This is a genomic window from Marinobacter sediminum (genome assembly GCF_016820575.1).
In the GTDB taxonomy this organism is placed as follows: Bacteria; Pseudomonadota; Gammaproteobacteria; order Pseudomonadales; family Oleiphilaceae; genus Marinobacter; species Marinobacter sediminum.
The window spans coordinates 1,087,718-1,103,803 of the sequence record NZ_JAEMQH010000002.1 but is presented as its reverse complement, the minus strand read 5'-3'; the positions used below and the strand labels follow the sequence as shown (position 1 = coordinate 1,103,803).

Here is a 16,086-nt window from a genome sequence, read left to right as displayed (position 1 = left end):
CTGAATCCGTTATCGAGTCATGGCATCCAGCCACTCATCCAGCCAGGCGCGACGGTTGTCAGCCACCTTGGCGGGCTCAAAATAGCGGGTCTGGTTCGGCGTGATCAGCCGGTCGAACACCTCGGGCAATTCAGGCCCAAGGTCGATGGCCGGATACATCACGTTCTTCAGCGGAATGTGGCGCTGAAAGCCGTCGGTGAGCATGAATTGCAGAAATTCCCGACCCAGCGCCTTCTGATCTGAGGAGCCTACCAGCGCGGCCACTTCAACCTGCAGATAATGCCCTTCGGCAAAGTTTGCCGCCTGATAGCGTTCGGTCTTGTCGATTGCCATATGGTACGCCGGAGACGTGCTGTAGGAGAGGATCATCGGGGCTTCGCCGTTCATGAACAGCGAGAAGTAGCCATCGCTCCAGCTTTTGGTGGTGGTGAGAATCTTGCCTTTGAGTTGAGCCCACTTCTCCGGCGCCTGATCCCCGTAGACGTGGCGCATCCAAAGTAACAGGCCCAGGCCGGGTGTGCTGGTGCGTGGGTCCTGAATAATGATCTTCAGGTCATCGGGCGCAGCAATCAATCCGTCCAGGCTGGCCGGCGGATTGGGTAGCTTTTCGGTGTCGTAGACAAACGCAAAGTAGCCCCAGTCAAACGGCACGAACAGGTCGTCTGCCCAGGCAATCGGCAGCTCCAGCGCGGTGGTGTCAATCTGATGAGAGGCCAACAGTCCGGTCTTTCGCGCGGTATCCATGGTGCCGGTATCGAGCCCCAGAACCACATCCGCCTCACTGCTGTCGCCTTCAAGGCGAAGCCGCTGCAAGATGTCGCCGCTGCTTTCCAGAACGACGAAGTTCACCTGGCAGCTGCACTGTTGTTCAAACGCCTCTTTGACCGCCGGGCCGGGGCCCCAGTCAGAGGCAAAGGAAGGGTAGGTATAGACAGTCAGTTCGCCTGCCGTCTGCGCCGAGGCCGCTAGCGGCAGGAGCAGGGCAAGTAGCAAGCGTGCAGTAGGGAAGCGCATGGTTGTAGATTCCTCCGACAAATCTGGGGGAGCAACCATGGCGCGGACCACCAACCGAGGTGAGCACTCAATCCCTTCGCCGGCATAATCCGGATCAGGTTCCGCGGGTCTGGTCTCAGCCCTGCGTTTAAGAGGGCACCCCGTTGAGTTGGTCGAATTGTATCACGCTGGCCTTCGGCCTGCCTGACCACGGTTTTCAGACAGGGAGATCGGCTAAAATTTGTCCAGAAACCCCTATAAAACAAAAAGTTGAAAAAGTGGTTGACGCAATCGGGCGAATCCGTAGAATACGCACTCGTTGATCAGGCGGGAATAGCTCAGTTGGTAGAGCACAACCTTGCCAAGGTTGGGGTCGCGAGTTCGAATCTCGTTTCCCGCTCCAATTTTTCGTTTATATGAAACGTTGGATCTGAATCAACACAGTCTCTCACAGCCCACCTGAGAGCATGAAAGTGTCGTAGTCCTTACGAGCTTTTACCCGGCGCGGTGGCAGAGTGGTTATGCAGCGGACTGCAACTCCGTGTACGCCGGTTCGATTCCGACCCGCGCCTCCATTTTTTCCCTGATTGCTTTTCCATCTCGACACTCCGTCATTGGTTTGTGTCTGTTGGCGATTCGTTCGACTTTTGCCTCTTTCCCCGAGCCATAACCCCCTCGTTAATTGCATCGCATCTGTAAAGTATTCGTGGGTAGTCTAGAATGACGCGAAAATTCCCCGATCTTTCAGGTACATAAAATGCCAAAGTTTTTGCATACGGCAGACTGGCAGATGGGCCGGGCCTTTACCCGTTTCGAAACGGAAGACGGCGCAGCCCTGGTCGAGGCCCGGTTTGAGGCCATTGAAAAACTTGCGCAGTTGGCCACTGAACATCAGTGCGATGCGGTCTTGGTAGCCGGTGACGTTTTCGATGCACAAACGGTCTCTGACCGCACCATTCGTAGGGTGTTCAATGCCACCCAGAGTTTTTCCGGACCCTGGGTGATGCTGCCGGGAAACCATGATGCTGCCTTGGCAGAGAGTGTATGGACCCGAGCCGAGCGCCTGGGTGCGGTGCCCGGGAACGTACACCTTGCGCTTCAGCCCGGCGTCATCAATCTGGAACCCCAGAAACTCAGCATCCTGTGCGCGCCTCTGACCCAACGCCATACCTACGGTGATCTGACCGAGCCCTTCACCGGCTACGAGTCGCCGGAGGGCTGCCTCAGAATCGGCCTGGCTCATGGCAGTGTGCAGGGTTTGTTGCCGGAAGAGATTGATTCCACTAACCCGATCGCTCCGGATCGGGCGGAGGCCAGCCGGCTCGATTACCTGGCGCTGGGTGACTGGCACGGCACCAAACAGATCAATGAGCGCACCTGGTACAGCGGAACCCCGGAGCCGGAACGGTTTCGGAACAATGAAGCGGGGAATGCCCTGATCGTTGAGGTGTCCGAACCAGGGGCTTCACCCAAAGTAACTTGTATTCCAACGGGACGTTATACATGGCACCAATGGCGGGAAACCCTGTCGGTCCAGTCCGATCTTGAACAACTGCTGCAGCGTCTTACTGACTTGCCCGACTCCGCGGTGGTCGACCTGCGCCTTGAAGGCTCGATTACCCTGGCCGGCGAGCAAACGCTGTTGAAAGCCCTTTCGGTCGCGGAAGCCAGATTCCGGAGCCTTCGCTGCGAACGCAGCGGGTTACAGCTTGCGCCCACGGATGAGGACATTGCGGCCCTGAAAGCGGATGGGTATGTGGGCGAGGTGATTGAGAATCTGCGTCAACGGCAAGAAGGCACACAAGATGATGCCGCCCGGGATGCGTTGGCCATTCTGGCGGGACTCTTAAGAGAACGCGAACAGGAGGCCAGCCAATGAAACTGCAGCGAATGCGCATTGAGCAGGTACGCCAGTTCCGCAAACCGTTTGTTCTGGACAACCTGCAACCCGGCCTCAACCTCATTCACGGGCCCAATGAATCCGGTAAAAGCACCCTGGTGCGGTCGATCCGAGCAGCCTTTTTCGAGCGCTATCGCTCAACGGCAGTCGATGATCTGCGCCCTTGGGGTGACTCCGCCGCAGCGCCCACCATTGAACTGAATTTTGAGCACGACAATCACACCTGGCAGCTCACCAAGAGCTTTCTCCAGCGCAAACGCTGCGACCTGACGGTCGGCACCGAGACCTACAGCGAAGACGATGCCGAAGAAAAACTGGCCGAGTTGCTGGGCTATCAGTACCCGCAAAAAGGCATCAGCAAGGCCAAACACTGGGGCATACCGGGACTTTTGTGGGTGGAGCAGGGCACCGGGCAGGACATCGAGCAAGCCATCGAGCATGCCGGGGATCACTTGAAGTCGGCCTTGAACTCCATGGTCGGTGAGGTGGCCAGTTCCGGCGGCGATGACCTGATTGAGGAGGTTAGAACCCAACGTGACACGTTACTGACGGGAACTGGCAAGCCCCGAGGGGATTACTTGCAGCTGGAAAAAGACCGTGTCCTGTATGAGCGTGAAATCGAAGAGTTGAAGCAACGGGTGCAACAATACCAGGAGCAGGTCGATCGGCTTGGCAAACTGGCTCAAGACTACGATCAGGCGGAGGCCGAGCGCCCCTGGGAAGAGGCCCAGCGACAGCTGGAGGAAGCCCGGACACGCTATCAGCAAATAGAGGGCCTGGAACAACAGCAAAACCAGGAAAAAACCACGCTCACCCAGCTGCAGCAAAACCACCGTTTGTTGCAGCAGAACAAAGAACATCTGGAAGGCTTGAACCGCCAGCTTGAGGGCCGGAAGGCCGAACTGGACCGCGCCGAGCGCGACCTCGGCCTGGCGGAAGCGCAGACCCCGGCTATTGCAGGCCGATTGGCCGAGGCCAGAACCGCCTACGAGCGGGCGGAAAAGCAACGGAAACTGGCGGGCTTGGTGCAAACCCGGGAACGGCTGGAGCAGGATGTCCGGCGGCTCGAGCAGCAGAGACAAGTGCTAACCCAGAACCTTGCTAAAGCGAAGGACTACCACCAGCAGTTAGAGCAAGCCAGGCAGCAGGCCAGAGACAACCGGACTGATTCAGGGTCGGTCAAAAGCCTGAAAGCGACCGCGAACCAGCTGAACGAAGAAACCATCCGGTCACGAACCATCGCCACCCGATTGAGTTGGCAGTTGGACGCCAGCGCGGCCTTGACGCTGAACAACGAGTCGCTGACCGGGCAAGGCGAGCAACAGCTTCTGGAAGAATCGACCCTGGTTATACCGGGCGTGGGCACCCTGGGTATAACACCCGGTGGAGAAGAGCTGGCCAGCACCCGAAGGAAGCTCAAAGCGCTTGAAGACAGCCTCGAAGAGCAGCTTAAAACCCTTGGCGTAGAGTCGGTGGAACAAGCGGAAGATCGTCTTTCAGCCTTTGAAAGCGCCGGAAGAGCCCAGAAGCATGCCGAGGATTTGCTCAAATCCGTGGCGCCGGCCGGCATCGAACAATTGGTCTCCGAGCAGAGCGAGGCAGAGAGCGAACTGGAAAAAGCCAGAAGCCAACTGCAGGTCACGCCAGAACCGGATTCGAAAGAGCAGGTACCTGCCCTGGAAGAAGCGGAAGCCGCTTTCGGGCAGGCAGGTACTGCGCTGGACAAGGTTGAATCCGAGGACCGTGAACACCAGGCGAGGCTGTCGGCTCTGAAGCATTCCCGGGACAACGCCAAGACAGAATGGCAGCGGCTGGCGGATGAAGAAAAGAGCCCAGAACGGCAGCAGCAACTGGAGCAATTAACCACCGATCTGGCGAACATCGAAAAACAACAGACTGAACTGCAAGCCAGCCTCGAACGCCGGGAACGGGAAATCCGGGAGGCCCGCCCGGACTTTCTCCGGCAGGATATCGAGCGCTATCAGAACGCGGTAAATCACCTGCGCCAGACCCAGGAGAATCGCGGCCGGGAACTCCGCGATATTAAAGTCCGGCTGGAAGCCTGGGGTGCGGAAGGGCTGGAAGAACAGCTTAACGAGAAAGAGGCGGAACTCGACCAATGCAACCGCCGCTATGAGGAGCTGCACCGCCGTGCCCAGGCGCTGGACCTCCTGCTGAATCTGCTCACGGAAAAGCGCCAGGCTCTGACACGTCGCCTGCAGGCACCATTGCAGAAACACCTCAACCATTACCTGTCGGTGCTCTTTCCGGAAGCCTCTCTGGAAGTGGATGAGCAACTAATGCCGGGCACCTTCAGCCGGGGCGCCGAGCTGGGCCAGATCACCGAACTGAGTTTTGGGGCGCGGGAGCAGATGGGACTGATCAGCCGCCTGGCCTATGCCGATCTGCTGCGGGAAGCTGGAAGGCCGACGCTGGTGATCCTGGACGACACTCTGGTGCACAGTGACAGCGACCGCCTCGAAGATATGAAACGCATCCTGTTTGATGCGGCGGGCCGGCATCAGATATTGCTGTTTACCTGCCATCCGGAGAAGTGGCAGGACCTGGGTGTGCCTCCTTTGGATATTCAGGCATCCAAGGAACAGAGCGCTTAGCGGTCATGTTGATTATGGATTATATGGACCGGTGCACTCGAAGTTGGTTAATGTGCGACTGAATTGGGAGTAAACGATTATGTCATCAGAAAGGGGAGCTTGATCTAGATGGATTCGTTGGAAGAATTGCGCCTAAAACTGAAGCGATTTGCTGAAGAACGCGATTGGCGTCAGTTTCACTCTCCGAAGAACCTGACCATGGCCCTTTGTGGTGAGGCGGGTGAGTTGTCGGAGCAATTCCAGTGGCTAAGCGAAGACGACTCGAAAAACCTCAGTGAAAAACGTTTGGCAGCAGTGAAAGACGAAATTGCGGATATCCAGCTATATCTTGTACTCCTGGCAGATTCTTTGGGCGTCGATATTGCTGAAGAATCTGCCCGGAAAATAGAGGCAAATGCTCTCAAGTATCCTGTTTCCAAAGCTAAAGGCAGGTCCAATAAATATAACGAGTTGTAGGGGTTATTCGTGATCGTCTATTCGGCTTCCAAGGCAGAATTTGTTGAACACGTGAAGTTCAATCAGATCGAGAAGGTTATTGAAGACGAGGTGTGGAAAAAGCTCAAACGACGAACCCCAAAATCCGAAATCGTTTCCTGGAAGAATTCACTTCAATACATGTTTAACGCGCTGCTGGACGACGGCATACCTCCGTCGGCTGGCGTGGCCATCGAATACACGATTCCACTGACCAGTCGGCGGGTGGATTTTATCCTGACGGGCAAAAATGCGTCACGCTGTGACACCGCAATCATCGTTGAATTAAAGCAATGGTCCAAAGCAGAGGTTACCGACAAGGACGCAATCGTCAGAACCTTCCTGAACGGATCCGACCGAGAAGTTAATCATCCTTCCTATCAAGCGTGGTCCTATTCAGCCCTGATTGAGGACTACAACGAAACGGTCCGAGAAGAGCGAATCAGTCTTCAACCCTGCGCTTACCTGCACAATATGGATAGTGCTGAGGCTATCAACGACCCTCGCTATGCTGAGCACACCGACAGAGCGCCTATTTATATTTCGAGTGATGCGAAAAAACTGTCGGACTTTCTTAGTCGCAATATCCGGTATGGCGATAGCGACAATATCCTCTACCGAATTGAACATGGTGTCATTAAACCGTCGAAAGGGCTTGCTGACAGCCTTGCCTCGATGCTTCGTGGCAATCGAGAATTCATTCTGCTCGATGAGCAGAAACTGGTTTACGAGACCGCGTTGGAGCTGGCGGAAAAAGGGCGCAAGAGTCCAAAACAGACGTTCATTGTGAAGGGTGGGCCGGGCACGGGGAAATCGGTCGTTGCAATTAACCTCATCGTTGAAGCAACCAACAGGGAGATGTTGACCCAGTTTGTCAGCAAGAATGCCGCACCCCGAGAAGTCTTCAAAGCCCGCCTGACGGGCACTATGCGGAAATCCCACATCGATAATCTGTTTCGAGGTTCTGGTGGTTACACAGATACCGAGAACAACTTTTTTGATTTGCTGGTCGTTGATGAGGCCCACAGACTGAATGAAAAATCTGGCCTCTACGGCAATCTGGGGGAGAACCAGATAAAAGAACTCATAACTAGCGCCAAAACCTCCGTTTTTTTCATTGATGAAGACCAGCGCGTCACTCTTTCGGATATCGGCACGGTTGAAGAGATCCGGTATTTTGCTAACCAATTGGGTTCAGACGTCACTGTCTTGGAGTTGAGTTCACAATTCCGCTGCAACGGTTCTGATGGTTATCTGGCGTGGATTGATCATGTCCTCCAGATTAGGGAAACCGCCAATACAGCGCTAGATGGCATCGACTATGATTTTCGGGTCTTTGACGACCCGAACGAACTGCGGAATTTTATTGAGCAGAAAAATCGTCGGGCCAACAAGGCGCGGTTGGTCGCTGGGTATTGCTGGGATTGGAACAGCAAGAAGGATCCAGCCAAGTTTGATATTGAGCTCCCTGACCATGAATTCAGAGCAAGATGGAATCTGGACAAGCACGGCTCAAAATGGCTGATCGCTGAGGATTCGATAAGTGAGATTGGCTGTATTCATACCTGCCAGGGGTTGGAGCTCGACTACGTAGGCGTGATTATCGGAGATGATTTTGTAATCCGGGACGGGATTGCGGTCACAAACGCTGGCGCGCGCTCAAAATCCGATCGGTCTGTACGTGGTTACAAAAAGAGGCTGAAAGAGGATCGAGAGAGTGCCCTCGCGGATGCTGACATGATCATCAAGAACACTTATCGAACTTTGATGACGCGGGGTATGAAAGGGTGTTACGTCTACTCTTCAGATCCAGAAACCAGAGAACACTTCCGTAGCTTTGCAGAGACGGAGATAACGGAACAGAAGAATGATGTTTCCGCTCTGCAAGTCCCGTATGAGGTGGTTGATTACGAATCAGCTTTCCCTTATGAAGGCTTCGTGCCCCTCTACGACTTACAGGCAGCCGCCGGCGAATTCAGTGAACTCCAGTTTCCCGTTGCAGATTTTGAGTGGGTGAAATTGCCCGAACATTTTGCCACCAGACCGGGCCAGTTTGTCGCCCAGGTTGTTGGTGAGTCGATGAACAAACGGATACCTAACGGCGCATGGTGCCTCTTTAGTGCCAACCCGGGAGGAACGCGAAATGGAAAAATAGTTTTGGTGCAGCATCGGGCTATTGAAGATCCTGACAACGGCAGTTGCCTTACCGTTAAACTGTATCGCAGTGAAAAAACGATGTCCGGCGATGAACTCGTCAACGAAAAAGTCATTTTGATGCCCGTCACTAGCGCTCATGGTTATCGAGATATCGTTATTGAAGATGATGATCTTCACGACCTGAGAGTCGTTGGAGAGTTTGTTGCGGTGTTGGCCTGAGCTCGGTCAGTAAAAAAACAGTCCTGCATCCTTAAGTGAAGTTTTGACGTGGATCCCAAGAGTCTGTTGGCGGCGAGACCGCTGCCTGGTAGCCTGACCAGACTCAATTGCATGCGTATTGGTCGCAAGGGAACTATTCAATGAAGGATACGCTGGCCTATTACAACAACAATGCCGATGCGTTTGTTGAATCAACATTTCAAGTCAGCATGGAAGTGCTTTACCAAGAGTTCCTGCCGCTAGTCCCCGAAGGTGGACATATCCTGGATGCCGGCTGTGGCTCTGGCCGGGATGCGTTGTTTTTCGATAAACAGGGCTACCGTGTTTCCGCCTTTGATGGTTCTGAAGCCATCGCCTCCCTCGCTGGCGAAAAGACCGGCTTATCGGTTCAGCATCGCTATTTCTCAGATATTCACGAGTCCAGTTCGTTTGACGGTATATGGGCCTGTGCAAGCCTCCTGCATTTGCCCCTTGTCGAGATACCCGGTGCTATCGGCCGGTTGTGGAATGCCTTGAAACCAGACGGCATTTTCTACATGAGCTTCAAGATTGGGACGGGAGAACGCAACCACAATGGCCGGCACTTTACTGATGCTAACGAGTCGATTGCCGAGCAGTGGATCCAGGATCTCCCAGGATTGGAAGCCTGTCGGATGTGGCGCTCTGATGACCAACGACCCGACAGGAAGGAGCAGTGGTTGAACATTCTTTTGAACAAGGCACCGGCTCCAGCGGAAAAGTTAACGACGGGCGGTAAAAATGATCATTTTCTGCCGAAATTGTGCCAGTCCATTAATGCTGCTGATCAAATAGATATGGCCGTAGCATTTGTGAAAACCACTGGTTTGAATCTATTGTTCCCAGATTTAGTTAGCGCACTTCAGCGAGAATCTGATCCAGCCCGTATTCGCATTCTCACGAGCGATTATTTAGATATCACCGATACGGAGGCGCTAAGAAAGCTTGTCCTGTTGCATGATCATGGAGCTCAGGTTCGTGTTTACCAGAGCCAGGGTAGTAGCTTTCATTTGAAGGCTTATTTATTCGCTGGCTATGTTGATAATCAACAAATGTGGGGCCGGGCGTTTATCGGCTCTAGCAATATCAGCCGACAGGCGCTTCAGGATGGGTTGGAATGGAATTATCAGGTGGATTTCCCACCCGACTCCGGATACCTGGAGGCTGCCCGCAGGTTCGATGAACTGTTTCAGCACCCAAATGTGGTGCCGCTCACTGACAACTGGATCGATGAGTACGAGAAACGGAGAAAGCCACCAGAACAGTCACTGGAACCAGGCAGTGATGAAAAACAGGAAGTTCCAACACCTAATGGGGTGCAACAGGAAGCGCTAGAGGCACTGAATTTTACCCGCGGAGAGGGCTACCGAAGGGGGTTGGTCGTTTTAGCAACGGGTTTAGGTAAGACCTGGCTATCTGCCTTTGATGCCGTTCAAATGGGCGCACGTCGGATTCTTTTTGTCGCCCACCGCGAAGAAATTCTCTATCAAGCGGCGGAGACCTACCTACGGATCAAGCCGAATAGTCGCGTCGGTTTTTACATGGGTAAGCAGCGCGATCGAACAGTGGACATCCTTTGTGCTTCGGTGCAAACGCTCGGCAAAGAAACGCATCTCGATCGATTTGACCCCCGGCATTTTGATTATATTGTGGTCGATGAATTCCACCATGCGGCAGCACCCATTTACCATCGGCTCTTAAGTCACTTTGCGCCGCAGTTTCTCCTGGGATTAACGGCAACCCCAGACCGTACCGACCGCTCGGATATCCTGTCGTTGTGTGACGACAACTTGGTTTTCGAATACCCGTTGTTTGAGGGCGTTAGGGGCGAATTCCTCGTGCCGTTTCATTACTACGGCATCTACGACGAGACGGTCGATTATACCGAGATCCCCTGGCGCAACGGAAAGTTTGACCCCAATCTGCTTGCCAATAAGCTGGCCACTTATGGACGTGCCAAACATGTGCTCAAGGTGTGGAGTGAAGAAAAGCAAAGCCGGACCTTGGCGTTTTGTGTTTCACGGATCCATGCCGATTTTATGGCCAGCCAGTTTGTGAAAAAAGGAATCAGGGCGGCAGCCGTTCACGGTGAATCTGAGATGTCTCGTGGCGAGGCCTTGGAGAAGTTGGAAAATGGTCAGCTCGACGTGATTTTTTCTGTCGACCTGTTCAACGAGGGTGTCGATTTGCCCGCCATTGATACGGTGCTGCTGTTGCGTCCGACGGAGTCCAAGATCCTGTTCCTTCAGCAAATTGGCCGGGGCCTGCGGAAAAGCGTGGCGACAGGGAAGGACAATCTTGTGATTCTGGATTTCGTGGGTAACCACCAAAGCTTCCTACACAAACCCCAGGCGCTGATTGGCCAGGCGATGAATCACCGGCAGCTAGCCGAGTTCGCCAGGAAAGCTGAAAAGAATCAGTTGGACCTGCCAGATGGATGCTTTATCAATTACGATCTGCAGATAATCGACTTCCTGAAAGGTCTTGATCACCAAGGCGCCGAACAAGACTATCAGGTATTGAAAGATACATTGGGTCGTCGTCCAACACTTACCGAATACTATCGTTTCGGTGCCAGTATCGCTAAGACTCGCAAGTTGCACGGAAGCTGGTTTGGATTGGTTCGAGATATGGAAGATCTTAGCGAGGTTGAGACGGAGCTCTTATCCCGCTACGAAACGTTTTTGCTGGAAGTTGAAACGACAGCCATGAGCAAATCATTCAAAATGATATTGCTCGACGCGTTCCAGAAGTTGGGCGGGTGGGGAAGCCCTCCTAAGCTCTCGAAACTGGCCCAAGCATCCTGGGAGACACTGAAGCGCCGACCAGGGCTATATCAAGAAATTGCTGCTTCAGTGAAGGAAGTTGATGGCTCCTCGGCGCAATGGCAGCAATATTGGAAGAAGAACCCTGTCGATCATTGGACCAATAAGTCTCCAGCGGTTTTTGAGATTGAAAACGATCATTTTAAACCAGCTGTTAGCCTCGAAAGTCATCAGATACCGCCTTTCGAGGAGATGGTGCAGGAGTTAATTGATTATCGCCTAGCCTCCTATGAAGCACGGCAGTCTGCCAAGCAGGAGCAATCGCCTCAAAATGTAGTTCCGATTACTCCGTCTGGAACGGAGTTGCCTTACTTCCCATCCTTGAAGATAGCTTGTGGCCACTTCAGAAGCAGTCACGCTGAAGAACCGGAGTACAGGTCCATCGGATTGGGACACGGGCGAATAGAGCCAAATCGTCATTTCATTGCCAGGGCGTCCGGTAACTCCATGAATGGCGGTAAGCAGCCGATCCAAGATGGGGATTATCTGTTGCTTGAGCAAATGAACCCTGATCAAGCCGGGTCCATTACCAACAATACGCTTGCTATTGAGCGGCTCGATGAGGCCGGTGACACCCAGTATCTTCTGCGGACAGTTCGCAAATCCCCGGTTGGCCAATATCTTCTCGAAGCTGCTAACTCAGAGTATGAAGACATTATTGTCACTCCAGAGCTTCTCGAACAGTTTCGAACGTTCGCACGCTTTTGCGAGATTATCGATCCATTGGAAATGGCTCTTGGACAGGAAATCCCGAGAGAGGAAATTCCGGAATTATTCGGCGCTAAGTTTAATCCCGGCAATTGGCAAAGCGGTCACGTCTTCCTGAAAGACGCCAATGCGCATATTTTGCTTGTGACGTTAAACAAACAGGGCAAAGGCGTTCAGCACCGCTATGTTGATCATTGGATTGATGAGCAAACCTTTCATTGGCAGAGCCAGAACTCAACTACGCCTCAAAGCAAGCGCGGTCGGGAACTGATCGAACACAAAAAGCTTGGACTCTCAGTGCACCTATTTGTCCGCGAGAATAAGCTGCGTAATGGTAAAGCGGCACCCTTTACTTATTTCGGACCGGTCAAGTATCAGAGCCATGAAGGAAGCAGTCCAATGAGTGTGATTTTCAGACTTAATTCGACGGATTAAGACCTCATGATCGAGGATCTTGCTCTTCTAATGAAATATAACCCGCTCCGCGATCATGATTCGAAAACCAACGAACTCAAACCATCAGGGTGATGCCATGCCCGAATCGCCCCTCGCGCAACCTCTAAAACTCCCTTGCGCAGCAGTCCTGCCTGTCCGCATCGCCAAGGCCGCCATGACCGAAGCTCTGGCCGACAATCAGCTACACGCCACCGACCGCTATGCAACCCTGTATCGGCGCTGGTCCGATGGCGGAGCAGGGCTGTTGATTACCGGCAACGTGATGATTGACCACCGGGTGCTGGAGCGCCCGGGCAACGTGGCTGTTTTCAAGGTCGTTGGGGCATAGCTGAAGGATGAGCTGAGCCAGGCCCAGCGGGTGAATAAGGCCCTTCAACAGCGCGGGAGCTGAGGTAATTAAGTTTGAGCCTGGCAATCAATGGTAATGAGGTGGGTGCGCAGAGCTAATCACACGCTGTCGGATCCACGCACGAGCCTGTTCGGCAGGTAACGACTCCATTGCAAAGCTCAAAGCCGACCAAACCAACGCCAGCAACACAGTCTGAACTGGAACGCTACCGTCAGCCGGCAGTATCTGGTCATCTGCCAGAATAGAGCCGAGCTCCTTCATGAGCTCCCGGGACTTTCGGAGATTGTTCGAAGGCTCCTGATGAGTGGGATAATCTGCGGACACGGATTCGAAAAAGATCGTGTCGGCCGCGCGGGCACATTCTGTGCGATATTCCTCGTGAGCGGAGGTGTCGATGATTTCGCCTAAGATATCGCAGAGAACCAGAGTGACTTCCAAGCCAGAGAGTGGGTTGGTTGCCTCACCCCGGAGATGGCTTCGCTGGCGAAACTGTTCTATCCGTTTAGAAATTGATGTGCCATATCGAGCGATGTCATCGACCATTTCTACGCCACTGTCATCGAACGGTTTGGATATCAGGCTCATAGGACGGCTCTTAAAGCAATCTGGCAATTCGAACGGCCGCTCTGGACCCAACACCAACTAGTTAGTGCAACCCATAGGCGTAAGGCGGTGCTGAGATGTGCTGATCGCCTGTGTTTTGCGTCATCGCGATGGTGAATCTCGTCGAACCGGCATTTTTCGAAGCCTGCGAGTACCGCCCTCTCAGAATCACGCAATGCCAGGGGCTCCAGCGCCTCGATCTGTTGCTGATAATGCTGATCGACGAACGTTTCCACGGCTTCAATGGTCGCAAAAACCGCCTGCCTTCCTGAAATGGCCGGAAGGAAGCCGGTTAAAAAGCCTGCAACTCGCCAGAGTGGCAACATCAAGCTCGGCCGGTAGCAGAACTGCAATTGCTCGAAAAAGTGAAGGTGTTCGCTCTCCCCAGCGAGGTGATCGCGGGCAAAAGTCTTCAGTTCACCTTTGGGGCGAGTCGCTAGAATCCCCCGGTAAATCCAGACTGCACCGGTCTCGCCAGCCTGGCTGCAGCGCAATTCCCGTTCGAACTGCATACTCACTCCCGATACCGAAAGCTGATTCCTATGTCTCAAGTTGATCTGCAATTCAGGCATTTCTCTGTGCTCTTTACTCTGTTCAGAATTCATACGAGCAGAAGGGTTTATGGTTCTCCCAGTTGACTCTCGCTTGCCTGCAACGCAACCTAAAGTTCCACCACCTAACGAGCGATATCTCCTATGGATCAGGACGAACCAACGGCCCAGGCTCTGGATTCCAGTGAAAAGCGAGATGCTCGTCGTCGAGAAGCACCCAGTGCCGCTGTGGTGTATGAGGCCATTCGGCGTGAGGCCGAATCAGAGCTGAATCGACCGTTGGTTGCTTTAGCCTGGTCTGCATTGGCCGCAGGCCTTTCAATGGGCTTCTCTCTGATTGCCCAGGCGCTTCTCTACAGCTATACGCCAGAGGCGCCCTGGCGTCCGATTATCAGCAGCTTCGGGTACTCGATCGGTTTTCTGTTCGTCATTCTTGGGCGGCAGCAGCTGTTTACGGAAAACACGCTGACGCCGGTGCTTGAGGTTTTGAGAGTCAGGAATCTGCCCACCGCCTCGGGCACGCTGAAACTGTGGGGCGTTGTTCTTTGTTTCAATATGCTGGGTACCGCGATTTTCGCTGGGGCCCTGAGCTGGTTTGACGTGCTCGACCCCAAAATAGATGGGGCACTTGAAGCCATTGCTGCTCGGGAATATGGCCATGGTTTTGGCACCATGTTTGTCAGGGCAATTTTTGCCGGCTGGCTGGTGGCGCTGATGCTCTGGCTGCTACCGTTCGCTGAGGCCGCGCGGGTGTTGGTGATTATTCTGGTCACCTATGTCATTGGCCTTGCGCATTTCCCCCATATTATCGCTGGCTCCGTGGCTGCGCTTTATGGGGTATTTTGTGGCTCGCACAGTATCGGGGAATTTCTTTTCCAGTTCTTCACGCCAACCCTGCTCGGCAACATGGTTGGGGGGATTATGATGGTAGCCGCTGTTAATTATGCCCAGGTGGCTTATAACGTGCCCGAAGAATAGCGCCTTAGTGTCACGTAGCAGGATCAGGCAGCGTGCCGTCTATCAGAAAACTGCTCAGGGCAAACTCTGAAACCTGTCGGGAACCGTCTGCCAGCGTGAGGCTCATGGACACGGATTCGGGACTGGTAACGATAATCAGCCGGGATGATTCCCGGGGTTTCCGGTCCTTTAGAGCGCTTGGCTCGAATAGCGCGACATTGATGCCTTCCATGCCATCGCCGGCATCGTAGGGCAGGCGGTAGAGTTCTGCCTGTCGGGCTCTGGCGGACAGAAACTGAAAGCAGTGCACACCGCACGCCCGCATCTGGGTGCCAAGGGATTGGGTCAGGGCATAGCTCGAAGGATGGGTAAGCGGTTCGTGGAGATCCTGCCAGGCAGGAACATGCAGGCGCACCCCATATTCGCTCCGAATTCTGGCGCCGAAAACCGTGTGCAGGGTTTGCAGGGGCTTTGGAAACGGCACGCTCAGGTGGCTGACGAAGACAAAGCGGTAGAAAGCAGTTTCGGCCAATGCGGTGTTGATGGTCATGGCGCCGTAGAACAGGCTTTTTTCGAACGCCCGGCCGAACCGTGACCCGTGTTTCAGAGGCGGGTAGCGAAATGGGGTAGCCAGCAGGTAGTGAAGGTTGTCGGTGCCTTTGGCGCGGGTCGGTTTGGTAGCCTCCAGTAACTCCTCCAGGCGGGCCTGTTCCGGTATGTTGTCGACCAGACGCGTGGTGGCTATCTCCTCCTGAGACTCCACCACCCGGTAAGCTGTTCCCTGCAGCGGTTCGAGGGCCTCGTAGATGCGTTCTTCATAATTCACACCTTACCTCGCATGGCATCAAGGTAGTGATTAACCCGCACCAGCCCTTCGGCTGATCTGATCAGCTGCCGGGGCACCTCATCGAAGTAGCGGTTTTCGGTGTTTATCCAGTGCTTCATGGCCGCAGGTTCACCCCCGGTCAGCGCAAATACGCTGCGGTAGAGGCGAATAAAGAGCAGGGCGAGTTCACCTGACTTGCTAGCCGGATCAATGCCGTCCCGAACCAGACCGGTCCGGTTCCGGCCCACAATGTCGGCCAGTTCGGTTTGATTGAAGCCGAAGGCTTTACCGGCGTTGAGCAGCGCTTTGGCGAGCAGTGCTTTGTCATGGGTTTGCTCGTTGGGGAGCTGTGCAGTACTCATCATAGAGCTCCTTTGTCGATTTTTCACAGTATAAAGCATTTTCGTGAAAAATCGATGAGCGTCCAGAGGTGGA

General features: G+C 53.9%; 12 protein-coding genes, 2 tRNA genes and 1 riboswitch. Of the genes, 9 read left to right on the top strand and 5 right to left on the bottom strand.

Going from position 1 to position 16,086, the window contains the following annotated elements; all coding sequences use genetic code 11:
• Positions 1 to 9 precede the first annotated feature (9 nt).
• Positions 10 to 1,014 carry a thiamine ABC transporter substrate binding subunit gene (gene thiB / locus FGO67_RS11825; RefSeq protein ID WP_203300871.1) on the bottom strand — a complete coding sequence of 335 codons (1,005 nt, stop codon included), beginning with the start codon at positions 1,012 to 1,014 and terminating at the stop codon, positions 10 to 12.
• A 54-nt stretch (positions 1,015 to 1,068) separates the two neighbouring features.
• Positions 1,069 to 1,167, bottom strand: a riboswitch (TPP riboswitch).
• A 153-nt stretch (positions 1,168 to 1,320) separates the two neighbouring features.
• Between thiB and FGO67_RS11820 the strand changes: the two genes are divergently transcribed.
• The 8 genes from FGO67_RS11820 (at position 1,321) to FGO67_RS11785 (ending at position 12,693) form a co-directional block, all read left to right on the top strand.
• Positions 1,321 to 1,396: transfer RNA gene (locus tag FGO67_RS11820), tRNA-Gly, on the top strand.
• Positions 1,397 to 1,494: 98 nt separating this feature from the next.
• Positions 1,495 to 1,568: transfer RNA gene (locus FGO67_RS11815), tRNA-Cys, on the top strand.
• 182 nt (positions 1,569 to 1,750) lie between these two features.
• Positions 1,751 to 2,872, top strand: coding sequence for a metallophosphoesterase family protein (locus tag FGO67_RS11810; RefSeq protein WP_203300870.1), 1,122 nt, complete (start codon positions 1,751 to 1,753; stop codon positions 2,870 to 2,872).
• A complete protein-coding gene (locus FGO67_RS11805) occupies positions 2,869 to 5,508 on the top strand; it encodes an AAA family ATPase (protein WP_203300869.1) in 2,640 nt (879 codons plus the stop codon). The genes FGO67_RS11810 and FGO67_RS11805 overlap by 4 nt, the downstream gene beginning before the upstream one ends.
• A gap of 108 nt (positions 5,509 to 5,616) precedes the next feature.
• Positions 5,617 to 5,964, top strand: a complete 348-nt coding sequence (locus tag FGO67_RS11800) for a nucleotide pyrophosphohydrolase (protein WP_203300868.1) — start codon at positions 5,617 to 5,619, stop codon at positions 5,962 to 5,964.
• A 9-nt stretch (positions 5,965 to 5,973) separates the two neighbouring features.
• Positions 5,974 to 8,358: a DNA/RNA helicase domain-containing protein gene (locus FGO67_RS11795; protein WP_203300867.1), complete on the top strand. Its 2,385-nt coding sequence runs from the start codon at positions 5,974 to 5,976 to the stop codon at positions 8,356 to 8,358.
• A gap of 140 nt (positions 8,359 to 8,498) precedes the next feature.
• Entirely contained in the window at positions 8,499 to 12,344 is a 3,846-nt protein-coding gene (locus FGO67_RS11790) for a DUF3427 domain-containing protein (RefSeq protein WP_203300866.1), read from the top strand.
• 97 nt (positions 12,345 to 12,441) lie between these two features.
• Positions 12,442 to 12,693, top strand: coding sequence for a beta/alpha barrel domain-containing protein (locus FGO67_RS11785; protein WP_238942348.1), 252 nt, complete (start codon positions 12,442 to 12,444; stop codon positions 12,691 to 12,693).
• An 87-nt stretch (positions 12,694 to 12,780) separates the two neighbouring features.
• On the opposite strand, the gene FGO67_RS11780 is transcribed toward FGO67_RS11785, so the two are convergent.
• Together FGO67_RS11780 and FGO67_RS11775 are read right to left on the bottom strand one after the other, a co-directional pair.
• Positions 12,781 to 13,299: a hypothetical protein gene (locus FGO67_RS11780; RefSeq protein ID WP_203300865.1), complete on the bottom strand. Its 519-nt coding sequence runs from the start codon at positions 13,297 to 13,299 to the stop codon at positions 12,781 to 12,783.
• Entirely contained in the window at positions 13,296 to 13,829 is a 534-nt protein-coding gene (locus FGO67_RS11775) for a demethoxyubiquinone hydroxylase family protein (protein WP_238942347.1), read from the bottom strand. The genes FGO67_RS11780 and FGO67_RS11775 overlap by 4 nt, the downstream gene beginning before the upstream one ends.
• A gap of 183 nt (positions 13,830 to 14,012) precedes the next feature.
• Between FGO67_RS11775 and FGO67_RS11770 the strand changes: the two genes are divergently transcribed.
• Entirely contained in the window at positions 14,013 to 14,846 is an 834-nt protein-coding gene (locus FGO67_RS11770) for a formate/nitrite transporter family protein (protein ID WP_203300864.1), read from the top strand.
• A gap of 10 nt (positions 14,847 to 14,856) precedes the next feature.
• Here the strand turns inward: FGO67_RS11770 and FGO67_RS11765 are convergent, their stop codons facing one another.
• Positions 14,857 to 15,651, bottom strand: coding sequence for an RES family NAD+ phosphorylase (locus tag FGO67_RS11765; RefSeq protein ID WP_203300863.1), 795 nt, complete (start codon positions 15,649 to 15,651; stop codon positions 14,857 to 14,859).
• Positions 15,648 to 16,016: an MbcA/ParS/Xre antitoxin family protein gene (locus FGO67_RS11760; protein WP_238942346.1), complete on the bottom strand. Its 369-nt coding sequence runs from the start codon at positions 16,014 to 16,016 to the stop codon at positions 15,648 to 15,650. The genes FGO67_RS11765 and FGO67_RS11760 overlap by 4 nt, the downstream gene beginning before the upstream one ends.
• Positions 16,017 to 16,086: the final 70 nt, after the last annotated feature.

What these genes read in the sequence shown, in the direction of transcription:
- thiB (WP_203300871.1), bottom strand. Translation starts at nt 1,014, where the DNA reads ATGCGCTTCCCTACTGCACGCTTGCTACTTGCCCTGCTCCTGCCGCTA.
- FGO67_RS11810 (WP_203300870.1), top strand. Translation starts at nt 1,751, where the DNA reads ATGCCAAAGTTTTTGCATACGGCAGACTGGCAGATGGGCCGGGCCTTT.
- FGO67_RS11805 (WP_203300869.1), top strand. Translation starts at nt 2,869, where the DNA reads ATGAAACTGCAGCGAATGCGCATTGAGCAGGTACGCCAGTTCCGCAAA.
- FGO67_RS11800 (WP_203300868.1), top strand. Translation starts at nt 5,617, where the DNA reads ATGGATTCGTTGGAAGAATTGCGCCTAAAACTGAAGCGATTTGCTGAA.
- FGO67_RS11790 (WP_203300866.1), top strand. Translation starts at nt 8,499, where the DNA reads ATGAAGGATACGCTGGCCTATTACAACAACAATGCCGATGCGTTTGTT.
- FGO67_RS11785 (WP_238942348.1), top strand. Translation starts at nt 12,442, where the DNA reads ATGCCCGAATCGCCCCTCGCGCAACCTCTAAAACTCCCTTGCGCAGCA.
- FGO67_RS11780 (WP_203300865.1), bottom strand. Translation starts at nt 13,299, where the DNA reads ATGAGCCTGATATCCAAACCGTTCGATGACAGTGGCGTAGAAATGGTC.
- FGO67_RS11775 (WP_238942347.1), bottom strand. Translation starts at nt 13,829, where the DNA reads ATGCAGTTCGAACGGGAATTGCGCTGCAGCCAGGCTGGCGAGACCGGT.
- FGO67_RS11770 (WP_203300864.1), top strand. Translation starts at nt 14,013, where the DNA reads ATGGATCAGGACGAACCAACGGCCCAGGCTCTGGATTCCAGTGAAAAG.
- FGO67_RS11760 (WP_238942346.1), bottom strand. Translation starts at nt 16,016, where the DNA reads ATGATGAGTACTGCACAGCTCCCCAACGAGCAAACCCATGACAAAGCA.